Annotated in this window: 17 protein-coding genes; 3 read left to right on the top strand and 14 right to left on the bottom strand. The window is 37.9% G+C overall.

All coding sequences use genetic code 11. The features are described from left to right. Positions 1-11: 11 nt before the first annotated feature. From K3T81_RS04180 to K3T81_RS04220, 9 genes are all read right to left on the bottom strand, one after another. Positions 12-335, bottom strand: a complete 324-nt coding sequence (locus K3T81_RS04180) for a hypothetical protein (RefSeq protein WP_238018469.1) — start codon at positions 333-335, stop codon at positions 12-14. A gap of 183 nt (positions 336-518) precedes the next feature. After that, positions 519-2207, bottom strand: coding sequence for a DUF2207 domain-containing protein (locus K3T81_RS04185; RefSeq protein ID WP_238018470.1), 1689 nt, complete (start codon positions 2205-2207; stop codon positions 519-521). 126 nt (positions 2208-2333) lie between these two features. Further along, complete coding sequence (locus K3T81_RS04190; protein WP_238018471.1) at positions 2334-3266, bottom strand: M23 family metallopeptidase; 933 nt, start codon at positions 3264-3266, stop codon at positions 2334-2336. A gap of 167 nt (positions 3267-3433) precedes the next feature. After that, positions 3434-3631 carry a hypothetical protein gene (locus tag K3T81_RS04195; protein ID WP_238018472.1) on the bottom strand — a complete coding sequence of 66 codons (198 nt, stop codon included), beginning with the start codon at positions 3629-3631 and terminating at the stop codon, positions 3434-3436. A 48-nt stretch (positions 3632-3679) separates the two neighbouring features. Continuing rightward, a complete protein-coding gene (locus K3T81_RS04200; RefSeq protein ID WP_238018473.1) occupies positions 3680-4015 on the bottom strand; it encodes a hypothetical protein in 336 nt (111 codons plus the stop codon). Positions 4016-4244: 229 nt separating this feature from the next. Beyond that, complete coding sequence (locus K3T81_RS04205) at positions 4245-10313, bottom strand: lamin tail domain-containing protein (RefSeq protein ID WP_238018475.1); 6069 nt, start codon at positions 10311-10313, stop codon at positions 4245-4247. A 139-nt stretch (positions 10314-10452) separates the two neighbouring features. Next, positions 10453-10917: a hypothetical protein gene (locus K3T81_RS04210; protein WP_238018477.1), complete on the bottom strand. Its 465-nt coding sequence runs from the start codon at positions 10915-10917 to the stop codon at positions 10453-10455. Positions 10918-10993: 76 nt separating this feature from the next. Continuing rightward, positions 10994-11788, bottom strand: coding sequence for a pyrroline-5-carboxylate reductase (gene proC, locus K3T81_RS04215; RefSeq protein ID WP_238018479.1), 795 nt, complete (start codon positions 11786-11788; stop codon positions 10994-10996). A 136-nt stretch (positions 11789-11924) separates the two neighbouring features. After that, complete coding sequence (locus tag K3T81_RS04220) at positions 11925-12434, bottom strand: DUF3231 family protein (protein ID WP_161465462.1); 510 nt, start codon at positions 12432-12434, stop codon at positions 11925-11927. A 438-nt stretch (positions 12435-12872) separates the two neighbouring features. On the opposite strand from K3T81_RS04220, the gene K3T81_RS04225 reads away from it, so the two are divergent. Then, the gene (locus K3T81_RS04225; protein WP_238018481.1) at positions 12873-14000 is read left to right on the top strand and encodes a CAP domain-containing protein; all 1128 of its coding nucleotides are present in this window, start codon (positions 12873-12875) and stop codon (positions 13998-14000) included. Between the two features lie 151 nt (positions 14001-14151). On the opposite strand, the gene K3T81_RS04230 is transcribed toward K3T81_RS04225, so the two are convergent. Then, positions 14152-14667, bottom strand: coding sequence for a GNAT family N-acetyltransferase (locus K3T81_RS04230; protein ID WP_238018483.1), 516 nt, complete (start codon positions 14665-14667; stop codon positions 14152-14154). 100 nt (positions 14668-14767) lie between these two features. Between K3T81_RS04230 and spoIIP the strand changes: the two genes are divergently transcribed. After that, on the top strand, positions 14768-15517 hold the full coding sequence (gene spoIIP / locus K3T81_RS04235; RefSeq protein WP_238018484.1) for a stage II sporulation protein P: 750 nt from the start codon (positions 14768-14770) through the stop codon (positions 15515-15517). A 101-nt stretch (positions 15518-15618) separates the two neighbouring features. Here the strand turns inward: spoIIP and K3T81_RS04240 are convergent, their stop codons facing one another. Then, positions 15619-16056 (bottom strand): VOC family protein, encoded by a 438-nt coding sequence (locus K3T81_RS04240; RefSeq protein WP_238018486.1) that lies wholly within the window; start codon positions 16054-16056, stop codon positions 15619-15621. 178 nt (positions 16057-16234) lie between these two features. On the opposite strand from K3T81_RS04240, the gene tnpB reads away from it, so the two are divergent. Continuing rightward, on the top strand, positions 16235-17368 hold the full coding sequence (gene tnpB / locus K3T81_RS04245; RefSeq protein WP_238018776.1) for an IS200/IS605 family element RNA-guided endonuclease TnpB: 1134 nt from the start codon (positions 16235-16237) through the stop codon (positions 17366-17368). Positions 17369-17601: 233 nt separating this feature from the next. Here the strand turns inward: tnpB and K3T81_RS04250 are convergent, their stop codons facing one another. The 3 genes from K3T81_RS04250 to K3T81_RS04260 form a co-directional block, all read right to left on the bottom strand. Next, on the bottom strand, positions 17602-18063 hold the full coding sequence (locus K3T81_RS04250) for a GNAT family N-acetyltransferase (protein WP_238018488.1): 462 nt from the start codon (positions 18061-18063) through the stop codon (positions 17602-17604). After that, on the bottom strand, positions 18054-19028 hold the full coding sequence (locus K3T81_RS04255; protein WP_238018490.1) for a phosphotransferase enzyme family protein: 975 nt from the start codon (positions 19026-19028) through the stop codon (positions 18054-18056). The genes K3T81_RS04250 and K3T81_RS04255 overlap by 10 nt, the downstream gene beginning before the upstream one ends. Before the next feature lie 73 nt (positions 19029-19101). Next, positions 19102-19578, bottom strand: a complete 477-nt coding sequence (locus K3T81_RS04260) for a GNAT family N-acetyltransferase (protein WP_238018492.1) — start codon at positions 19576-19578, stop codon at positions 19102-19104. Between the last annotated feature and the right edge of the window lie 60 nt (positions 19579-19638).

The raw sequence follows: 19638 nt of genomic DNA on the forward strand, positions 1-19638 counted from the left end.
CCTGCAGGTGCTTATGTTCTCGCTATATTATAGTAGTATAAAAAGAGGCCAATAAAGACTAATAGCACAAGTGCGAAATATTTTACCTTGTCCACCTCTTTTTGATAGTGGATGCAGACGCTTAACACAATTAAGTAAACTGGCAGGACAATTAAAGAGGGAATAAGCATCATTTTTAGTGACCATTTTATAGACTCCATTACATTTAAAATTGGACTCCCCCAGTCTAATAAAGTAATGATAAATACAGTACAGAGATAGATAGGAACAGTACATAGCAGTGTCGCAACAATGAAGTATACTAATGTAGTAAACAGAGACTTACTTATTCTCATTAATTACTCCTTTTAGTACTTTTATAATTCTGGCTTACAAATCCACAAACTGGTAACTAAATGATTGGCTATGATAACCTCTTCCTCTATTAATTCGATAATATCTGAAAATAATTTAAGTTACAAAAAGTATCGGTCGGCGGTTTGCTACTTTTTAAAAAACAGGTCACAAATTATGACCTGTTAGAACGCGCCGGATCCCCCGCCGCCACCGCCAACTCCTGCTCCTCCACCTGGTGTTCCACCACTAGAGGAATATGCAGCTGCTGCTGTTGTATGTGCCTCTTTAAAATCGTGATTAATTGCTGCGGCGATTACCATAATCATGACAAAATCAGTTTGAGTGCCACTGTTGAATTGGGGTGTCGTCTTCATCATCTTGTCACTTGCTTTATTAACATGTTTATTATTTGTACCGAGGCTATAGATAAAGGCACGCTTTTGTTCATCATCTTGTAATTCTTCCCATTCTTGCTCTTGTAAAGAAGGGTACTTTGCCGGGAAGCTTTTCCATTGTTTATAGACTCGCGCCCCTTTCACCGTGCGTGGTGAGTAAAGGCAAGCAAAACTGAGGAAAGTTCCGAAAAAGACAATCATAATAGCCAAGCTAAGGAATAATCCATATATACCAAATAAAATAATTAACGGTAACAATAAAAGCGAAGAGATACCAACTACAATACGTAATTTCCCCTTAATAGATTTTAAATTATTTCCTTTTATCTCTTCCAAAACAGCTTGCTTCCACTTATGGAAATCTTCACGATATGCTTTATGGTTTTTCTTGTCTTTCGTATATGTCTTTAAATGTTTAAGAGTGAATTCTCCATTTCTTCCTATCTTATCAAACAACCAACTCAATAATAGGGATTCATGTTTGTGATCGGTATTGCGTTCCATAACAGTAAAGTGTTCCTCGTTATCATGTTTCACAAAGCCTTTACGAACAAGATCTAGTAATGCAGCTGTCAGTGTCTTTTCGTTTACCAAGCGTGCATTCATGTACGCAATAGTAGCTGGGAGGCTCATTTCTTCTTTTGGCACAAAATAAGCGTTACCAAAACGACGTTCAACCTCTTGCCGGACGGCATTTCTTTTTCGAACTGTATAAATGATTAGTATTAACAAATAGATGGAAAAAGCACCAATAATAAAAGGAGAAATGGTAGTGAAGAAGTCTTTTCTTGCTTCATAAGCAGCCTGCTCCTCATCTAGTTCTTCTTTTTTAGCAAGAATTTCTCCTCGTATTGCTTTATCCTCTGTTAAAGTCGCGTTTGGAAAAAGGGAAGCATCAAAGGCTGTTCGAATGTCGCCATTTTCACCACTATCAACATGTCCCATGTTAAAGTGGACGACACCTTCCTCCTCTACGCTCTCTGAGCCTGCAGCTTCATCCTCACCATATGCGATGACTCCCTCTGTCGGTTTAGGTGGATTAACATATACATCCATCTGAGCGTAATCGGATTCGTTACTTTGATCGAAAAACGGCCAGTCAAATCGTGCAACGTCCGTATATTTTTCAATTCCATTTTCAATTGTATAGGATAGATCAACCGTGATTCTCTCATCCGATCCACTGCGATAAACACGATATTCATTGTCTTGCTGCTCCACATCTAACGCTTGATCTCCCTCTTTAGCAGAGACATCGACAATGGCAGTTTCCTTCTTTGGAATGAGTGACCGTGTAATGCCATTAAATTCTCCTTCGAACGCATAGGTATGCGTCTCAGTGACATGAACTTCTCCATTCTCCTGTAAATACGCATCAATTCGTGTTTTTTCTATGGAGTATTCAACGGCCAGTGCCTCGATAGGAAAAATGAATAAGACCGCTAATATGGTGAGGAATATAGTTATTTTTTTCACGTTCTCCCCCCCTCTAGTTATTATGTAATACGAATTAGCTAGAAAAAAGTTTCATAATGTTTCACAGCGGAGACCGTTAAGCACAAAAAAACCTCCCGAATGGAAGGTTATAATAAAGCTATTAACTTAAAATCCTTCAACCACTTCCCCACGAATAGGCTCCTCAACATTCAACTTAATGCGGAGCGAGGTAGCATTTTCCCATTCAGCACTGTCAACAACATGGAAATGAATATGTGGCTCACTTGAATTTCCAGAGTTCCCGGCTAAGCCAAGCAATTCTCCGGCCTTTACTTCCTGTCCTTCTTTGACTACAACACTATCTTTCTTGAAATGCGCTAGCACACTAAATTCATTATTCTCATGTTTGATGATTACATTATTCCCGGCGGGCTGATCAGTATTTGTATCTACACCAGGAGTGTTCTCTGAAATCCCATTTTCAACTGAAACTACCACACCTTCTAAAGGTGCTACTACATCCTTTCCGAATGCAAAGTAGCTTTCATTTGTCGTAGAATCACCTTCAAAGGTACTATCCCCCTCTTTCATCAGGAGGTCATAGGCATAGCGCTGAGGCTCATGTGCATAATGGTAGTTAACGAGCTCGTTTGTCCCACCCCAAAAGGTAAACCATGGTTCGTTAATTGGCATGTGGTAGGTGTTCTTTGTATATACTTCATCACTTTCTAAGTTTGCTGTAATGTTTAATACTTGTAAACCCTCAATTGTTAGGTCTTCACTGAAATAAGCCCTAATTCCCTTTTTGTCTTTCTCGCTAACCCATTGATATTCCACCACTTCTGGTAGACTCATTTCAGAAACTAAAGCATAGCTTTCCACTCCATCATTAAACTGCTCTCCGATTCCTATAAACTCCTCCAATGATACTTCATTTTTGAAAGACTCACTAAACTGGTTATAGATCCGCTCATAATTACCTGAAAGAAATTGCTTTGGGAAATCTCCTGCAGGTATGGCTTCTGTCATTGTCTCTTCCTTCTCCTCCACTTTATCCGAATCACCTTCCTTATTACTACAAGCTGCCAATCCAATCATAAATAACACTCCTATACTTATTTTTACAAATGCCCTCATATTCTCGCTCCCGCTCCTTTCAACCGTGCTTTACCAATAATACGAATAAGTGGGATGAAAGTTTCGCCCATGAACCGAACCCTAATAAATAAGGAAGACCCGGTATATAGATTTCCGGGTCTTCCTTTTTATTTCCAAGACTGTATGAGCTCTTTAAAAAACTCTGTGTTTAACGTCCATGTGAAATGGTCGAAATAACCTAGCCAGTCTGTTCCAGTAAAATGGCCACCAATAACGAAGGAACTAAAAAATAGTGTCATATATATTGCAATGGAGAGAAAGCAATCAACTGTCTCTCTCCAATATGGTTTGTCTGTTTGCTTCATCTATCGTTTCCTCTTCTCTTCTTATTTTCTGACAAGAAATAAGAAGAACTAGGAGAGGTAATTAGAATGGTATTTTTTAATATGGATATGCCACGTGTATCTTGGTCTATCAGGGAAAAGCAATTCTGTTGGTAAGAGCTTTACCCTAGGAACTGCTTTTGTTAAAAATAGTGGCAATGAAGGTGGTTGATCTGCTTTATCTACATCTGAAGAGACAACTCCATTTGTGATGTGGGCAATTTCTATCTGCTGCACATCTTTAAATGCTGTAACAGTCTCCTCTGAGGAAGCAGATTGCTGTAAATGTTGCACCAATATTGTCGCCTGGCTAATACCAAAGAAAACCAGTACTCCGATGAATAAGTAAACGCATTGCTTCCTCATCATGTCCCCCCTCTATTTTTATCATACCAAGATTATTGATAATTGGATAGATACACTATAAGAATCAACTCCATTATGATCGAAAAACACTCCTGTTAATGTTGTACTAGTGCAATCCTGCAAAGATAATAAAACTTTTGTTAAACAAAAAACAATAATAGGAGCCTTTTAAAAGAAAAAACCGCAACCCTCACAGGGTTACGGTTATAAAAGACAAGCCTAAACTTTGTTAATTCACATCTCCGGGTAAGTACTTTTTGCGGTAATAAGAAACCATCCAAATGCCGACTCCGCTTAAAAGAATGAGAGCCCCTAAAAGAAGATAATGGTACATTGTCGTAGCTGTTTTCGGCAGTGCAGATCCTCTACTTTCACCACCATGTTGCGTTGTATTCTCTATGATCGGATTATCATCTTGATCTTTTGGTTTATCTTTATCATCTTTCTTATCATCCTGATCGTTACCTGCAGAAGGATTTTCTACAATGGGATTTTCCTGATTACCAGGGTTCACTATTTCTCCAGGCTTCTCTTCGTCTTTTCCATTATCTCCCTCACTCGGTTCTTGTGGGTTTTGTGGAATATCCGGATCCTCTGGATTATTTGGTTCTACAATCTCACCATCTACTGTAAGGAAACGCCAAATATCCGAACGTTGCTTACCACCATATTGATCTGTTGCTTCGACATACCAGAAATATTCACTGTTTGGATTTAATTCATTCCATGTAACCGAAGCCGTTTCCCCACTCGGTACACCTGTTACTTCACCAATCAGTTCATCTGTATAAACATTTACTTCTACATAATCGGTAGCAACTTTTTTTGTTTGTGCTGTCATATCAAAATCTATTGAAAATGCATCTTTTCCTGGAAAATCTTTGGGGTCGTAATAATTATAATCGTCAAGGTGTGGAGAATAGGTTTCTACATCAATTTTATTTTCATCCATGTTAAAGTTTAATATCCTTAAATAACCTTGACCACCTTCAGGTCCACCCTGATAATCGGCTAACATCTGATACACCGAACGGTCTGGAGTTCCGTCGCCGTTATCATCAATTTCATCAATTAACGTTTGGGCATTGTGATAATGTCCGCATAAAACCGCGAATACATTTTCATTTGGTACGACAACCTTTTCAAACAATACATCACCTGTGGGACTTCTGTTGCCTGTAGCGAGTAAATATTCGTGTACATTTAGAATTGCTTTATGGTTTGGATGTGCCTCTAACACTTCATTTAACCATTCAATTCCTTCTTCCTCAATGCCCCAGCCAAGGTGCACCATAATGAAGTCTATTCCATTTACGGAGATTAAATCGTAATGTCCACGATTATCTTCAAAGGATCCACCGTAATATGAATTTCCTGCGAACCGCTCTTCTCCAAAGAACTGGGAGTAGTTCCTGTAGTCACGACTTTTATTATAGACGTCATGATTACCCGCTACAACACCATATGGAATACCAGCCTCGTCTAGTACACCCATGGATCGATCTGCTACTTCCCATTGGTCAAAATCATCATAGACATTAACTAAGTCACCTGAATGAAATACGTACTCTATGTTACGTTCCTGCTGGTTTTCTGCAATCCAATTGACTTGTTTTTCATAAATATAAGGGTAGCTCTCAGAGTAATACTGAGTATCTGCCATCCAGATAAAGCTAAAATCTTCCCCAATGTCTGCTATTTGGTCCTGTACTATCACACTTACTTTGTGATCTTGTAAGTACTTAGATCCGCTTACCGTGCCAATAAGTTCAAATGCTTCCTCACCAGCAATTGTCGAAGTTAATGCATCCCAACTATCCGCACCATAATTCCATGCATACATGGTTACTTTTCTACCAGGAAGAGAAGAGCCATCCCACACTATTTCTATCTCATCATTTTCATCAACCTTCTCATCAACTGTTACATCGAAACGATGATAAGGAAATTGTAAATCAGACTCTGTTGACAGTTCATTTCCATCCAATCTTTCTAATGCTTCACGCTGCTTATCGGTCAGACGTTCCTCTCCATCTGGCAGGTATCCATTTGGAGGCTCAGTGTCCACAGCGTTTTCTGAAATGACAAGATTAGCATCCTCAGCTGTATATTGATAAGACTCGTAGAAAGCGACATCCATCACATCGTTTGTAGGATCCGTTACTGTTACAGATAAATCAGCACTGGTCCCCTCAGTATCGTTGGATAGCCAGTCTGGTAAAAGCGGATTCTCTTCTACAACGTAAAAGCTAACCTTTTCTTCCGATGTATTTCCAGCCAAATCGGTGGCTCGGAAAATCGCCGTATGTTCGCCGGCTGACAACAGAGCAGATGATGTTTCATATGGAAGGGAAATATATTCTCCATTCAATTGAGCCGTAACATCTTCTACACCACTCTCCGCATCCGTTGCTTCAGCGTCGATGTTGAGAGGCCCTTTATAAGTCTCCCCTTCTACTATAGTAGGCTTCAGCACTGGTGCCGTATTGTCCGTTACTACTGTTGCTTCAACTTCTTCCTCGTCATAAACAGCTCTAACTTTATGTTCACCATCTGCTACAGAGCTTGTATCAAATAGATATGCTGTGGAGGTGAACTGCTCTTCCTCTAGCATAAAAGTAAAGTCATAGACCGGATCCTTCCCTGGACTATCTCCAATTGGATAGTTTCTGTTTGGATCAGCGTAATTTGGATCATAAATGGTTGTACCATCTGAAAGTACGAGCCTGATGTTTTTAATTGTGAAGTCGTCCCTGTTCTCTTGGGATGTTTCATCAAATGGCCCTACCTTGTTGCCCGCACGAATCGTAATGGTATTGTCCCCAACCTGCAGCCTTTCCGCAGAAACTGGAATTGTTAACGTTGTAAAACTATTATACGTGTCATCAAAGACTTCAAGTATTTCGTCACCCATCGTCACGCCATTTTTGAAGTAGATGTTTGTTTCTGTTACATCAAAAGCAAAATAGGCTTCCGTTTCCATGGCCATAAATGTATCAGTTACCTGCTTGCCATCAATATAAAGCTCTGTTGCGGTACTGTATTGATCTGTTGTTGCCTTCATAACTTTTTCTCCAGACAATAAGTCCGCGTCATGTACATTCAGACGTAATCCTTCTTGTAAGTGTTTATTTTCAACCGAAAGCTTTATCCGTTCGGATGTTGTTTGGTTTCTACCATCACTGGCAACAAAGTAATATTCCAGGTCATTTTTCCCAATCAATTCTGGCTCATAGACGATATGAGCGTACTTATCATCTCTCTGTCTTTCCAAACTAACCTTTCGAAAGTTATCTGCTTCATTTGTTCGATAGTATAGAAAGACTGATTTAACTCCAAGTTGATCAGACACTGTTGCAGATAAAGTAACAGGTTCTTGCACTGTAATAGGTTCTTCAATTGATGCAACCTCAATTACTGGCTTTATCGTATCTTCTGGGAACTGGACCTTCTCGGGTGGTACCTGTTCTGACACTATCTTTCCTGGTGTCGCGTCCCACTCTCCAGCACTAATTTTTCTAGAATGAAGACCGCCATCTGCTGGGTAACGATAAAAGATTCCTTTATCCGGTACAGTATCTTTCACACCAGCCTCTTCGTTATATGTTGCATAAGAAAGTTCTTCACCTGATTTCGTTGCAAGTATGAGAGTTCGCTCACTACCATTCGCCATTCCAGCGCTATATATCTTAAACAAGTTCTTTCCTTCGATTAAACTACTTTTAAAGTTAGCATTAAAATCATCTTGACTTTTATCAGTATTCCCTTGGTTCATGACCCAAAAAACTACTGTCTCACCTGATGGGATGATGACTTCTTGATCCTCTTCTGGTCCCCAGGTTAAATCTCCTTCAGCTCCTCTATTTGGGTACCGATAGCGTAATGTGTAATCACTAAAATCAATTGCTTCAGTTGAGTTATTATAAACTTCAATAAACTCATAAGCATCTGCACCATTTGCATTCACTGTATCAGGGACAAGTTCTGTGATAAGCAATGCAGGGACTTTCTGATAATCAACCGATTGAGTTGGTAATTTTATTTCTTTTTGCTCTGTTTTTGTCGCACCAGATTGGTTGGAAGCAGTAATAAAATACGTTACCTGGTCACTCCAAATTTGTTTACGTGGAATGGTAACCGTATAAACTGAAGCGTCTGCCTCAGAAGGAATCATCTGAAACGTTTGGAAGTCTATATCCTTACTTTGCTGAACGGAGAGAATTGCTCCAAGTATATCCTGATCAGACTTTATCTCCACTTCAACTGTAATGTTTTCCTCCGTTATAGAAAATTTCGGTTTCTCAATAACTGGCTTTTCAGGGGTTTCATCAATTGCAACTGGCTGTTGTGGCACTTGACCATCAACTACAGTTAGTGGCGTAACCGACTCGCCTATGCCTACTTTCATCATGGTATTTCCTTGTCTTGGATAGCTATATACGATTCCTTTATCAGGATAGACATCCTTACCATCATTATTATAAGTTGCAGAAACGATCTCGTTTGAAAATTTATCCGCAACAATTAACGTGCGTTCACTACCATTCGCCATTCCAGCGCTTTGAATTTCCGTAACATGACTTTCTGGAAGGTTGAATCCATAGTGATTGTTAAACTCCGCCAACTCTAGTTCCTGATTTCCACCATTTTTAATCCAGACGATGAAACTTTCTTGTGGCTGAATAACCTTATCGTCGGTAAGGTCCCAAACTTGGTCAGCTGTACTGGTTGGATAGCGGTACATAATCTGGTAATCTTGCATGTTAATAGGTTGGGTGGAATTATTATAGATTTCAACAAATTCATAGGCATCTGCACCATTAACATTTACCGTGCCCGGCGTTAACTCTGTAATAAGAATGCGTGGTACTTGTTGGAAGTCTGTCTCTCCTTCCATAACAACTGCCTCCACTTGACCTGCTTCCGGCAAACTAAATGTCTCCCCATCACCCATTATTGCTATAATCCGATAGCTAAAATGTGGTGACCATAATTCTTCCTTAGGGATAGTTACGGAATATAGATCAGAACTCTCCTTCTTTGTAAGGACAAGTTCCTTTTTTCCCATTCCTTTTCCTGTCTGGTACTCTAGAGTAACCTTTGAGGCTTCTTTAACAGTTGCCTCTATAGATAAGTCTGCATTCCCATCTATTTCCGTTATTTCTTTGTGATCAATTATCTGGTCCATTTTCGCTTCTGCTGTCTGAGATTCTATCGTATCCTGCTCTGGTTTTTCTTCCTTCGATGCAGGCTTATCTTCCTCTTCCAAAGCATCATTTTCTGTTTCCTTTGTTTTATCTGCATCTTCACTTGTCTCTGGGTCAAGAGTAAGGGCTTGTTCAGGGACTTGACCTGCTACCAATACTCCAGGAATAGCAATTTCTGTTGCTCCCCCATCCTTCATTTCCGCGTTGCTATAATAAAAAAGCTGACTTGTTGCATCATTACTAGTAGAATAATTCACTTGGCTCATAGTTTCAGTTGACTGATTATCCATAAGTTTTAACTGGACATCACCTGAAGTAATAGGTGTGTTAACAATAAATATATCCTTCTTCTCCAGGTTTGTTTCGTAATAGTTATTAAAAGTATTAATTTCAGCATCACTGTCGGAAAACCAGACAACTACTGTTTTCTGTGGAGATATGTTGGCTTCTTTAGGAAAAAGGACTTCCTCATTCCCTAAGAAAAGCTGGAAATCTTTAAGTGATAATGACTGGTCTGTATTATTGTAGATTTCTATAAATGGTTCCTCATCCAGATTAGCTTCTGTAATGAAAAGCTTTGACGCAAGGTTACCCTCTCTATTCACCTGCTTGTCTACTTTGGCAGTATAGACATCCGATTCGGCTTCGGTCTCAACGTTGGACGCTGTAAACCAATAAGCAACATCTTCAGACCAAAAAGCGTCTGCTGAAATGGAGGCTGTGAAAGTATCTCCCTCCGCCTTATTCATCTCTACTCGCACTGGCTGAGAATATTCAGTTGATTTGTAATATAATTGGGCATTTTCTGCGTTGGGAATACTGACTGTTATGTCATGATTTTTAGCTTCTGTAATACTAGGAGGTTGTTCATGTTGAAAAGTTATAGAGGTTGTATCTAGTGATGGTATGGTGGTATCTTCATTCTCAGCAGACTTTTCCGTGCTAGCTGCCTCTTCACTTTGTTCTAATTTCTTTCCATCTGGTTGTTCTACTGCCGCAAGTGCAATGGTGCTGGGTTGTAACAAGGTTGAACCGAATAAGAATGTAGCTGTAACTGCTGCAAAAAAACTATGTACCCTTTTTTTCTTCATTCTCTTCCCTCCATTTATAGTTGTCTACATAATTATAAATTTCAGATATTAAAGAAGAATGTATTTAATGTGAAATTATTGTAAAGGAAAAAACAGTAATAAAGAGCCCAGTATAGTCACATAGGCTCTCGCAATACTTTTATTCAGATTCTTGTTTCTTTCTATCCCACCCCAATTTTTCGAGTAGTTGATAATCCTTGGACTTTATAGAAGGAATATCATGCTTATCAAAAAGAACATCTAACTCTTCATATAGCTTTATAGGTTTAAAATCGATGAGCCGGATGTTAAAACCTTTATGCGTGTAGACAACAGCGCCCTTAGTTACCCAGCCATATCGTTTAAATTTTATATGGCTTATTTGATTCGGTGGCACTCGTTTTTTATAGAGGAGAAGCCCCATCCACATGATGTGATAGGTAATGGATTCCTCATTAATGTCGCAAGAATAACGAATAAAAGCAGTTGCAAATATAAAGGCTGTAAAAAGGATGATAGAATAAGAGAACCATCCAAAACTTTCCATATCTCTAACTGTGCTTACAAAGAAAATAATTGACAAGCAGACTAAAACTTCACGTCTTCCAACATACGAATACTGCATCCCCACACCACCTCTCCAGTATGTAAAAGCCTCTTACTAAAGCATACCATATATTGGATGAATGAAATGGGGAGTTTTAGTGTCCCATTTTTTCCATGTTAGACCGGACTGCCTGAATTATGGCATCCCGAAACCCGCTTCTTTCCAAGCTTGCTACAGATTGGATGGTGGTGCCATTAGGAGAACAAACCTCATCCTTCAATTTAGCTGGATGCTCGCCCGTTTCCAATACCATTTTTGCTGCGCCTAAGGCAGCTTGTGCTACAATATTGTACGCCTTCTCTCTTGGCATCCCATATAATACTCCGGCATCTGCTAACGCCTCTATGTACATATACATAAATGCAGGAGATGAGCCACCAACTGCACTAGCTGTATCCATTAACTTCTCCTCAATCACTTCGGCTTTTCCAATGCTGTTAAATAATTCTACAACGTTCTGCTTCTCTTCTTCACTTATAAAAGAATTAAAGCTAAGACTGGTCAGACCTTCTCCAACAAGCACTGGAGTATTTGGCATTGCTTTTACTAACTTCACTTTTCTTCCAAATCGCGCTTCATTCTCTGCAATGCCCTGTCTTCCAGCAATAAGAATGACCATTGTTTCATCCTGAATACTATCTCTAATCTCTTCTATCACGGCAGGATATTTATCTGGTGTAACAGAAAGAAAGACAATTTCACATAGAGTTGCAATATCTTGATTGCTTTCCACTGTTTGAATCCCGTACGTTTCTTCAAGTAGCTGCAGTTTATCCCAGCTCCGGTTTGAAGCAACAATTTGTTCAGGTAGATGACCTGCCTTCACCATTCCTCCAATAATCGCTTCCGCCATATTTCCACTGCCAATAAATCCGATCTTTTTCTTCATCTAAAAACCCTTTCCCTTTTCTCTACATACTTATATATTTTAGTATAGGGTCCGCTTTTGGGCAAATGGCTATTTAAGTTTTAGCTGAATGACAAAAAAGCCCTCACATTGATGTGAAGGCCTTGAAACTTAAGAATTAGTCACTTTTCGATGCATGGTGGAGCGGTGGTGGAACGAGCCATCCTTTTTCCTTTGTTAGCTTTAAAAACTTCCCACCTAATGCTGCTTTATTCATGTGAAATTGTCCAAACATCATCACGATGTCTTCACGAATCGAAGTACCCATTATCTGACTGCAGGCTACAAGTCCCGCTGCCACCTTTGCAGAAGCTGCTGCTGCCACATCAGGATCCTGAAAGCGTGCTCCAACTGGAATGTCTTCCAAATCTACACTTGGCGGCTCTGGAGCAGCTGGAGGAAGCCCCACACCGTTCTGCGTAAGTACTTCAGAAACTTGCTTTGCCTCTTGCTGAGCTTGTTCGACTGCGTCCTTTAGAAGCTTCTTTAAGTCTCCGTCTCCGACATGATTCATTAACATCTGATGATCTGCTATTGTCTTGTTCGAAACCATTAGATATTCCCATGCACTGAACACTTCACCATAATGCATCGGTTCTTCTTGTGGATTACCACTTAAAATACCCATCTTAACCCTCCTTACAAAGTTCGTTTAAGTGCACCCTTCTTTCTTGCACACCTATATTGTGGTATTATGTGGAACATATTATCCATTCATACAATAAAATGCGGATAATATCGTTTAGGTTTTTTCTGCTTTTAACAATTAAGTGTAGATATACCTTGTTTTAATGCTTAAACCATAATTCGTAATTAACATATTTAATAAGTCTCTTTACAAACTCTTCCAGTTATCGTCATCCTTTTAACTTCCTTAAAAAACTCTTCCTAACTTTTCATAACCATTGAAGAATTGCTTTAAATTGTAGAAAAAAGGGAATCATCAATTACAATGTACTTGCTTTTTAAAATATCAAATGACTTCTATTATGTTGCTCTTTTGTTCATACTGATGATACTTGATACATTTATTAAATTAGAATTTTTGCTCAGGATGTGAATATATATGCCTAAATTACGAAATATTATAGCCTTATTGCTCATAGCATGGGGATTTTGGCATTTTTACGGGGAAGATTTTCAGCATTCTGGCTTTACCGGTGTATATGAAGAAATCTCCACCGATATAAATAATATAAGACAAGATCCCACTGTCATTGCCACTATAGAATCGATTAATCAGGGTTTTCAAGATTTAGTTGGGAATATTAAGGGAGAACAAGAGTCGCCACAATCTGCTGATCCTGGAGCTGATAAACCCCATTTAGAAGCTCCAGAGGACCAATCATTTTCCATACACAATGTAGAAATAGGAGATGATCGATCCAAAGTTGAAGAGATTACCGAAGAACCACAGCGATCTACTGTGAATGAATATGGTGTCGAGTGGGTGACATATCATGAGAATTACCATAACTTTTTTATGGCGGCCTTCGATGAAGAGGGAAAAGTTGCCGGATTATATACGAATCAGGACTTACTTACCTCTGAAGACGGCATTGCTTTTGACAGTAACCGAGACGCTGTATTATCCGCACTTGGAGATCCACTTACCGCAATAAGAAAAGGTGCTGTTCGATATCAAATTCAAAGCGACGAGGAATATGACACTTTTCTAATTGACGAAAATTACGTAACCATCTTTTATGATAAGCATGAGAACAATACCGTCACTGCTGTACAAATTATTAGTGAAGAGCTGGAACAACAAAAGAACGCATATTATACAGCTCCAGATGGTGAATTAAAAGAAGGTCTCGAGTATCAACTATTTGATCTGACAAATGCCGTTAGAGTTGTTCACGGGCTCCCTGTATTGGAGTGGAACGAACCTTTACAAAAAACTGCAGAGCAACACAGCTCAGATATGGCAGAAAACAATTATTTTAGTCATACAAACCTAGATGGACAATCCCCGTTTGACCGAATGGCTGAGGATGACATTGCTTTTCGAACTGCAGGAGAGAATCTTGCTACCGGCCAACCTAGCAGCATCTTTGCCCATGAAGGCTTAATGAATTCAATGGGACATAGGGAAAATATATTACAGGCAAACTACGAAACCCTCGCTGTAGGCGTATCCTTTGGTGAGAATAATAGACCGTACTATACAGAGAACTTTGTTACAGAATAGGCAGGCTGTACAAATCCCCTAGTGACCAGCTTATACAATAAACTGGAGTCTCTACTCAATAATTCATAAAGGAAGGACCAAGTTAAAAGCCTTGATCCTTCCTTTTTTCATGGGCCTAATGTTTAATTTTCCAATCCTACTCTTAACCCCATTATTGCTGATTCACATACTCTTCACGTAATACACTCATCGTATATGCATCTTGGTAACTCCCATTAACAAAATAATGATTTTTTTGTTCCCCTTCAACCCAGAAACCTACTTTTTTGTAAATATGTATGGCTTTTTCATTAACCTTAATGACCTGTAAAGATAGTTTATGTAGATTTAATTGGTTAAAGCAATAGTCCGCCATTAATTTTGTGGCATCTGTTGCATACCCTTTACCTTGATGATCTGGATCGATCATAATAGCGAATTGCGCGAAACGATGACGGAAATTAATACCGTAGAGACCAAGATAACCGATTCTTTCGTTAGAATGGTAAAGAATAAACTGTCTAAATGCCTCATTATCTTGCTGCTGCTCATAGTTTTTCTTTAACTTTTCCAGTGTCGTATAAGGCTCCGAAAACCAGTAATCCATTACATCAGGATTAATTCTCATTTTATGGATGAATTCTAAGTCTTCTTTCTCTACTGGCCGAATATGTAGGTTGTCTCTCATTCCATGACCCCTCTCTTAATGTATTAATTAGGTTAAGGCAGAGAAAATTAATCAAAGGAGGCGTATTAGGAGAAACGCAAAATTTGGTATTATTTTTTCTATGTCCTTAGCTATTGTACTATGGTTTTCTTTTTTTAACGGTTCCCAATCTGTCCTCTCAACTTATAACTCTATTCTATCTTCACTCGGCCAAAATGAAAAATTAACTACCACAACTAATACAGATCCATCAGTTCTCATTTATCATACACACAACCAAGAATCTTTTACTCCATATATAAAAACAGACACATCCATAGAACCTTTTCACACAGAAATAAACATTACACTTGTTGGCGAAAAACTTGCAAACTTTTTAAATCAAAAGGGGGTTAATTCAATTCATGACAAAACTGATATAACTAAAGAGTTGGAAATTGAAGGCGCAGGCTATGGCGATGCTTACGATCCCTCTAGAAAAGTAGTAACAGATGCTTTAAACCAAAATAAAGATATCAAGTTAATACTGGATCTCCACAGGGATAATTTAGAAAGAAGAAATACGACAGTCGAACTAAATAGTATTGAAATACCCAGAATATCTTTTGTTGTTTCAGAAAATAGTTACTACTATGAAAAAAATTTAAAGGTAGCTACCTTATTACACGAAAAGCTAGAAAGCAAGTATCCAGGTGTTTCTAGAGGAATAATTACAAAAGGAGGAGATACTCCAGAATCCTACAATCAAGATTTACATGAACATTCACTTTTACTAAATATCGGTGGAGTTGAAAACACCTTAGAAGAGGAATATAAAAGCGCAGAAATTATTGCTGAAGTAATCGTTGAGGTTTTAGATGATTTAGAATAAAACCCTTTCCTAATATAACTATAAAACTACACAAAAAAGTCGGTTTCTAGAGTATTTAGAACCGACCCTTCATTTTTTAAAAAAACATTTCCAGTAAATCCTTAATCTATAACCAACATATTAGATTCATCAAATTCCCAGTCTTCTCCGTATGCTACTTCCCAGTAGTAACCATCCAGATCAGTAAAGTAACCACTATAACCGCCCCAATCTGTTTCTTTAGGTTCTTTAATAATTTTAGCACCAGCTAGCTCTGCCCTCTTAAAAACTTTATCGACTTCCCCCAGTGATTTGGCGTTATATGCCAGTGTTATACCTGGGAAACCCTCTGACAAAGCTGGCGGGTTTTCATTATTTATATCCTTAGCAAGTTCTTCAAGCGGATATAATGCAATCCTAGATCCTTCATTTCTAAAAAAGATGATAGCTGGATCAGATTCAGGACCCATAATTGAAGTCTCAAATCCTATTTCCTTGAAGAAATTATGGGATTTTACAATATCTCTCGTACCAAGCGTTACTAAATTTAATCTATTCATATTTTGACCCCCATCTAAGTTATCTTAATCTTTTTCCGACAGAAGACTCCCTCTTCAATCGTGTGCAAGGCGTAGCCCAACGATAAGGGGGAGATGAATGTCGGTTGCGTTAGCCAAAAACAGTTCATACTATGATATAATAAGAACGTACATTCCCGTTAAAAGAGAGGTGAAAATAATGTCAGTCAACAAAGCATACAAATTCCGTATCTATCCTACCAAACAACAGGAAATCTTAATTGCTAAAACAGTAGGATGTAGTCGTTTTGTATTTAATCGCTTTTTAGGGCAATGGAACGATACATACAAAGAAACTGGCAAAGGATTAACTTACAATTCTTGTTCTGCTGAATTAACACAACTAAAAAAGGAATTCGTATGGCTAAAAGAAGTTGATAGCACTGCCCTTCAATCCTCACTGAAAAACCTTTCTAATTCATACACACGGTTCTTTAAGAAACAAAATCAAGCGCCCCGCTTCAAGTCTAAAAAGAACCCTGTTCAGTCTTATACAACAAAGCATACGAATGGAAATATTGAGGTCGTTAACAACAAAATCAAGTTGCCTAAACTTGGTTTTGTTCGCTTTGCCAAAAGTCGTGAAGTAGAAGGTCGTATCCTTCATGCTACGATTAGACGAAATCCTACGGGTAAATACTTTGTATCCATTCTTGCAGAAACAGAAGTACAACCATTGGAGAAAACGGAATCCTCTATTGGCATAGACTTAGGCATCACTGCCTTTGCCATTCTTTCTGATGGTCAAATGATTGACAATAATAAATTCACACCAAAAATGGAAAAGAAACTAACACGTGAACAGCGGAAACTTTCAAAACGTGCGTTAAACGCTAAAAACAAGGGTATTAACCTTTTGGATGCAAAAAACTATCAAAAACAAAAATGTAAAGTTGCTAGAATACACGAAAAAGTAACAAACCAACGTGACGATTTTCTTAACAAGTTAAGTACAGAAATAATCAAAAACCACGATATTATCTGTATTGAAGACTTGAATACCAAAGGAATGTTACGCAATCATAAGCTGGCAAAATCAATATCTGATGTATCATGGTCTGCCTTTGTCACTAAATTAGAATACAAAGCGAAATGGTACAGTAAAACAATCGTAAAAATAAGCAGATGGTTTCCATCTAGTCAGATATGTTCCGACTGTGGACATCAAGATGGCAAGAAATCTCTTGAAATAAGGGATTGGACTTGTTCTGTTTGCCACGAACATCACGATAGAGATATAAATGCCAGCAAAAATATCCTAGCCGAAGGCTTAAAATCTTTAGTTTTGGCTTAAACAAAAATAGAGAACCGTAGGAACTACGGGGATAGCTTGGTCAATAAGAGAAACCTCTGTTGGTGAAGAAATACGCCAACAAGTACGCTTTGTTCCCAAGAATCTCCCACTTCAAACAACCAGCAAGGGTGTTAAGTGGTGAGTAGTTCAATTATTTCTACAATGCGGATCGATAACCTTTATTAAAAGAATAATTTAGAAATAAATAGATTATCCTCTTTGTACGTTGAAGATTATATTTGCTTATATACAACTTCCCGATACTTAACAAAGCCCTGCTTCTCATAAAAATCCTTTGCAGTTTTGTTATCCAACCAGTAGTCTAACTCGACTCTATCTATACCTTGTTCTCTTGCTAATTTATATATGTAGTTCATTAAGTTGGTGCCATACCCCTTTTTTCGTTGTGTGGAGAGTATACTGATTTGGTGTACATAAACAACTTTATAACTTTTTTTAAAGGCACTTTCCGGATATTCTTTCATTTCTATCCAAGCATAACCAACTGCTTGTTGATTATCTTCTACTAGCAAGAAAACAAATTGCTTCTTTTCTATTAGTTTCTTAAATTCTTCTTTTATTGCTTTATAGTTATATTCCTTAAAGTAACTCGGATAGAGTGAATAATGTAAATCATGGACGGGCTTGTTTAATTTGGCAACTAAGTTAGAATCCTTCGTTTGAGTTATTTCCATATAAGCCCTCCGTTAGAATTTGTTTTATTACTTAGAAGGGACTGTTTTCGTTCAATTCTCATCCTAAAATGATTCATTATTCTTATCTTATCTTCAGTTAGGTTTTCTAAATCCCAGTACATATGCATTAAGCTGTACTCAAACACTTCTTTTAATTTAATAAATAGGGGAAGATGTTCTAACATTCCTTGAGCTAACTCATTTTCTTCATGATAGCCATCTAATATTGCCTTTGTTATATTCTCTTCATAGTCAACTATGTTACCTCCACCGATAAACGAATACTCTAAGGCACTATATATTGGAACTGCTAAGTCATATAGATAGAAATGTTTTTCGCAATCTTGAAAGTCGATCATAGTCATTTTCAATCCATCATCAACCAGTATGTTTTCAAGCCACAAGTCCCCATGTAGTAAACCAAAATTCGAATCATTTTTTGGCAGCTCTTTTATAGTAGTTAAGACCTCTTCCGCAATCGCTCTGATCGAGTATTCTTCTTTAGGAATATATTTAAGAAAGGCGTACTCCTCATTTTCATGCCAAACTTTAATATATTTTGGTGAATATATTTCTTCAAATTGTTTCGAAAGACGATGTAATTTCCCTATTTGCCGACCTAATTCTTTTAAAACTTTCGCATTCCATTGTTTCCTTGGTAAATGTATTCCTGGAGCTGCTTTATAAAGGGCGACTAATACTTCCTTGTTTTGAAGTGTTACTTTTTCTACGAACTTATTATTTGAAGAAAGTATCCCAGGAGAAACCCCTAATCCTTCTTTAAACAGGAAGTTTGTATAATTAATTTCCTCTAACTGTTCCTCATAACTTTTATAATTGGTTACCCTTGCGAAGTAATCCCCATCATCTGTAGTACACCTAAACATTTCGTTTGTTACTGATTTAATATTCTTGAAATTTTCCTGATACGTTTCATTGAGAAAACGAAGTATCTTTTGCTCCATATTCTTAGTTTCCTTTCTCTTACTAAACTTTTGCTCTGATAAAAATAAGTGCTCTTGCTTTAAAAGAGTTTAACTATTGTCGTATTGTATTAAACTCTTGAGTAAACTTCCCGTCTTTCAAAAACTCCATAAAACTACCATTAGTAAATTCCTTAACCACTTTATGCCAAAATGCATGTGCAGACTTGTTATTTTCTATTTGAGTAATTTTCCAAAACCCGGGAAACATGTTGAATAGTTTTTTGGCAATTTCTTTCCCATAGCCTTTCCCACTATGTTTCGCCATTATAAAAAACTCTTTTATTGTATTCGGACTTGACACTTTTGAACCTTCTATCAGTACGAACCCTATCAGCTCATCCTCTAACTTTACAAAAAAAGCATGAAAATTATCATTATCCCAGTATTTTTTTAAGTTAAACGGATCGTATTGCCCATTTTCCCCCAAACTAATAGTAGGAATGTATTTACTAAATTCGTAAATATAAAACTGCATAATACTTTGTAGTACATCTTCTTCTACTGGTTGTACCTTTTGTAAGTTTAGCAATCTGGCAACCTCCTTCTACATGTTAATTTCTTTGCTGATCACAAAATAAAAGCGTCATTA

Origin of the sequence: Oceanobacillus jordanicus, from assembly GCF_022095695.1 — a bacterium.
In the GTDB taxonomy this organism is placed as follows: Bacteria; Bacillota; Bacilli; order Bacillales; family Amphibacillaceae; genus Oceanobacillus_B; species Oceanobacillus_B jordanicus.

Coding starts and splice junctions, on each gene's coding strand:
- K3T81_RS04180 (WP_238018469.1), bottom strand. CDS start 335: ATGAGAATAAGTAAGTCTCTGTTTACTACATTAGTATACTTCATTGTT.
- K3T81_RS04190 (WP_238018471.1), bottom strand. CDS start 3,266: ATGATTGGATTGGCAGCTTGTAGTAATAAGGAAGGTGATTCGGATAAA.
- K3T81_RS04195 (WP_238018472.1), bottom strand. CDS start 3,631: ATGAAGCAAACAGACAAACCATATTGGAGAGAGACAGTTGATTGCTTT.
- K3T81_RS04200 (WP_238018473.1), bottom strand. CDS start 4,015: ATGAGGAAGCAATGCGTTTACTTATTCATCGGAGTACTGGTTTTCTTT.
- K3T81_RS04205 (WP_238018475.1), bottom strand. CDS start 10,313: ATGAAGAAAAAAAGGGTACATAGTTTTTTTGCAGCAGTTACAGCTACA.
- K3T81_RS04210 (WP_238018477.1), bottom strand. CDS start 10,917: ATGCAGTATTCGTATGTTGGAAGACGTGAAGTTTTAGTCTGCTTGTCA.
- proC (WP_238018479.1), bottom strand. CDS start 11,788: ATGAAGAAAAAGATCGGATTTATTGGCAGTGGAAATATGGCGGAAGCG.
- K3T81_RS04220 (WP_161465462.1), bottom strand. CDS start 12,434: ATGGGTATTTTAAGTGGTAATCCACAAGAAGAACCGATGCATTATGGT.
- K3T81_RS04225 (WP_238018481.1), top strand. CDS start 12,873: ATGCCTAAATTACGAAATATTATAGCCTTATTGCTCATAGCATGGGGA.
- K3T81_RS04230 (WP_238018483.1), bottom strand. CDS start 14,667: ATGAGAGACAACCTACATATTCGGCCAGTAGAGAAAGAAGACTTAGAA.
- spoIIP (WP_238018484.1), top strand. CDS start 14,768: ATGTCCTTAGCTATTGTACTATGGTTTTCTTTTTTTAACGGTTCCCAA.
- K3T81_RS04240 (WP_238018486.1), bottom strand. CDS start 16,056: ATGAATAGATTAAATTTAGTAACGCTTGGTACGAGAGATATTGTAAAA.
- tnpB (WP_238018776.1), top strand. CDS start 16,235: ATGTCAGTCAACAAAGCATACAAATTCCGTATCTATCCTACCAAACAA.
- K3T81_RS04250 (WP_238018488.1), bottom strand. CDS start 18,063: ATGGAAATAACTCAAACGAAGGATTCTAACTTAGTTGCCAAATTAAAC.
- K3T81_RS04255 (WP_238018490.1), bottom strand. CDS start 19,028: ATGGAGCAAAAGATACTTCGTTTTCTCAATGAAACGTATCAGGAAAAT.